Raw genomic sequence first — 3,472 nt, forward strand, 5'->3', positions numbered from 1 at the left:
GACCAGCAGATCATTTTGGAGGTATTGGGTGAGCGCTATCGGCAAATTTATTCCTAAATCAGGTGCGGAATGTCGGCTAGATGACGGGTTGTCCGAGTTCAGACTGAACGGCGTGTGTGTATTTTCTCCGGGTGCGGCGACGGGCCTGGACCGCCTCTGCCAGCATGGCAAGCAGGTGTTCACTCTCTTCCCAGCAGAGGCAGGCATCGGTCACTGACAGACCGTATTGCAGCTCACCCAGAGGAGCCGGTTTCTGGTTTCCTCCCAGCAAGAAGCTCTCGACCATGACGGCGGCGATGGCTTGGCTCCCTTCGCTCAGCTGGCGACAGAGCTCTTTGGCGACCTTCAGCTGGTTCGTGTGCAGCTTCTGGCTGTTGCCATGGCTGCAATCCACCATCAGGCGAGGGGGGAGTCCCTGGCGGGTGAGGCGGTCTGCTGCCTCCGCCACATCGCTCTGGTGGTAGTTGGGCAGGGTGCCGCCACGCAGAATGATATGGCCGTCGGGATTGCCTTCGCTCTTGATCACTACCATGCCGCCCTGGCTGCCGGGGGCGGTGAAGAGATGGGAGGCGGTACTGGCCTGGATGGCATCGATGGCGACCCGGATATTGCCGTCCGTACCGTTCTTGAATCCCACGGGGCAGGGCAGTGCGGAGGCCAATTGCCGGTGGACCTGAGACTCCGTGGTGCGTGCCCCGATGGCGCCCCAGCTGACGAGATCGGCGAGATAGAGAAAGCTGGTGGTGTCGAGGAATTCGGTGGCGGTGGCGAGCCCCAGTCCATTGATGTCGAGCAGCACCTGGCGTGCCAGATGCAATCCCCGATTGATGTCGTTGCTGCCGTCCAGGTGCGGATCGAAGACCAGCCCCTTCCAGCCCACCGTGGTGCGCGGCTTTTCAAAATAGGCTCGTATGACTATCTGAAGGCTGTCTTCATAGGCGGTGGCGAGTCGTGCCAGCCGTCCGGCATAGTCCAGGGCCGCGACGGGATCATGGATGGAGCAGGGGCCAATCACGACCAGCAGGCGATCGTCTTCACCTGCCAGGATCCGGCGTGCCTGATGGCGCTGGTTGTCGATGTGCCGGGCCATGTCGGCCGGACAGGGGTGCTGCGCCAGCAGCTCGGCAGGGGTGGGTAGCGCCTCTATGGCGAAGGCGCGCATGACCGAATTCAAAACTGCCATCTGGAGTTACCTTGCTGTGCATGTGTGCGATGGGGAACCCGTATGCGGCATCCTGTTGGGAGCAGACAGATTCACGGCTTATCGCAGTTGTTGAGAATGATTGTCATTATCCTGGTGTTTGTCTCAAATGCAAGTGCAATGAAATCGCCAGGCGAAGATGGGGGGAGAGAGAACGATGGCGGGGGAACCGCAGCAAAAGCAGGCCGCTTCCCCGAGGGAAGAAGCCCGCCAGTGACAAGATAAAGAGGGGATCAGCTGTCCATCACGGCGTGCCTGTCCTGATGGTAGGCGTCTTCATCCTTGCCGCTGCGCCAGTAGGGGACTGCGTAGACCCGCTGGCGCTCGGCATCCAGGGCGCGTCTGACGTGGCGGCGCAGCGGCACGACCAAGCTCTCTTCCCCGCCAAACCAGAAATAGCTCCCCTCGGCGACCATAGGCTGGGCGGTGAAATGCGCCACCAGGGTCGCGGCCTGCTCCGGATTGCCCACGAACCAGCGCAGGTCGACGCCGGCCGGCAGCGACAGATCCTGCACGTCGTCCTGATGGGGGACCAGCAGGGCGATATGGCCGAGGGCATGGGCCGGCATCACCTCCACCATGGCGCTGATGGCGGGCAGGGCGGTGAGATCCCCCGCCATGTAATAGTGCTCGGCCGTTTGCAGCATGGGGTCGGGACCGCCCGGGCCCGAGATGGCGAGCCTGTCACCCGGTTTGGCGTGCAGGGCGAAACGACTGGCGGGGCCGGCCTCGCCGTGCAGGGCGAAGTCGATGTCGAGCTCCAGCGCCTCCCGGCGAAACGCGCGTATGGTGAAGGTGCGAATGACGGGTTTCTGGGCGGGATCGAGCCAGCGAGGCCCCTTGTCGGTGGGGGTGGGCAACACTATCTCGCGCTGACCCGGTCGGGGCAGCATGATCTTGACATGAGCACCGCCACAGCTGAAGGGGTAGTCCACAAGCTCGGGGCTGGTCAGGCAGATTCGGCGCAGGTGTGGGCTCACATCCTGAACATGCTTGACGGTGAGCAGGCGGGGGCGATTGGCCGGGGCGGGTTGAGACATGGGCATACTCCTGGCTGATGATGGCGCCCATTCTTGATGAAATGAAAACTATTATCAATTGGTTTGTGGGCAGAATGGGTCGCGATTGACCTCCTCGGGACGTCCATCGCGATTCCACACTCTCTGCCTGGGTCAGGTTCGATCGCTTCCCCCCAGCGCCCGATAGATGCCTGCCATGTTGTTGAGCTGGGCCTGCTGCTGTGCCAGCAGAGCGAGCTCGGCATCCCACAGGCGGTTCTGCTCATCCAGCCAGGGTTGCACCCCGGTGGCTCCGGCCAGGAAACCGGCGCTTGCGAGCCTTTCGGCCTCCCGGGCATAGGCCCTCTGCTGCTCCAGATAGCGCAGCCGCTGATCCCCTTGCTGACGGGCGGCCAGGCCATCCTCCACTTCCAGCAGCGCGGTATAGAGCTGCTTGCGAAACTCGGTTTCGGCAATCTGGTAGTCGATGTTGGCGCTGGCGATGGAGAGCCGGGTCTTGTTGTACTCGAGGAAAGGGAGCGCCAGCGTGGCGCCCAGGGTGCCGACTGGATTTTGCAGCACCTGGGTCAGGGTATCCGAGGTGGTGCTGGCACCGCCGGTCAGGCTCAGGGTGGGATAAAAGCCGGTGCGGATCTCGTCTCCCCTCGCAAGGGTCTTGCGCAGCCTGAGTTCGGCGGCGCGCACATCGGGCCGCCGGGCCAGCACATCGGCGGGAATGCCGGCCGCCAGGGACGGGATCGGGCCCATGATCAGGGCGTCGGGAGCGTCAGCGAGCGGCCCGCTGCTGCGGCCCAGCAGCAGGCGAAGAGCATTGCCCGCCTGTGCCCGTTGCTGGGTGAGGGTGGCGAGCTCCGCCTGCTTGCCCGCCTTCTGCTGGCTGGCCTGTACCAGATCGAGTCGGGTCACGGCGCCCGCCTCGTATTTGGCGTGGGTCAGGCGTTCAATGCGCTCCAGATTGGCCAGTTGCTGGGTGCTAAGGGTAATGGCCGAGCCGAGGTAGGCCAGTTGCCAGTATTGCTCCAGGGTCTTGCCGATGAGCAGCAACCGGGTGGCGGCCAGATCCTGTTCGCTGGCTTGTGCCTCCCAGCTCGCCTGATCCCTTGCCGCGGCCAGTCTGCCCCAGAGATCCACTTCGTAGCTGAGGTTGAGGGAGGGGCCCAGGTTGCTGCTGGCGCTGCCATCTTAAATGCGAAAGGGGACTCCCTCCGACGTAGGTGGGAGGGGAATTTCGCCGGGGCGTCAGCCCCGCTGG

The 3,472-nt window shown here is 63.6% G+C and carries 2 protein-coding genes and 1 pseudogene; all 3 read right to left on the minus strand.

What is annotated here, in order from left to right; translation table 11 throughout:
* Positions 1 to 76 precede the first annotated feature (76 nt).
* Positions 77 to 1,183, minus strand: coding sequence for a 3-deoxy-7-phosphoheptulonate synthase (locus OKB81_RS19735; protein WP_270666954.1), 1,107 nt, complete (start codon positions 1,181 to 1,183; stop codon positions 77 to 79).
* Between the two features lie 251 nt (positions 1,184 to 1,434).
* Positions 1,435 to 2,241, minus strand: coding sequence for a siderophore-interacting protein (locus OKB81_RS19740; protein ID WP_253585228.1), 807 nt, complete (start codon positions 2,239 to 2,241; stop codon positions 1,435 to 1,437).
* Between the two features lie 132 nt (positions 2,242 to 2,373).
* Positions 2,374 to 3,384 (minus strand): annotated as a pseudogene (locus tag OKB81_RS19745) (TolC family protein); the annotation flags it as partial.
* Positions 3,385 to 3,472: the final 88 nt, after the last annotated feature.

This window comes from Aeromonas sp. QDB56, assembly GCF_027705505.1.
Classification (GTDB): Bacteria; Pseudomonadota; Gammaproteobacteria; order Enterobacterales; family Aeromonadaceae; genus Aeromonas; species Aeromonas caviae.

Excerpts from the sequence above, each read along its gene's own strand:
- OKB81_RS19735 (WP_270666954.1), bottom strand. The coding sequence starts at position 1,183 with ATGGCAGTTTTGAATTCGGTCATGCGCGCCTTCGCCATAGAGGCGCTA.
- OKB81_RS19740 (WP_253585228.1), bottom strand. The coding sequence starts at position 2,241 with ATGTCTCAACCCGCCCCGGCCAATCGCCCCCGCCTGCTCACCGTCAAG.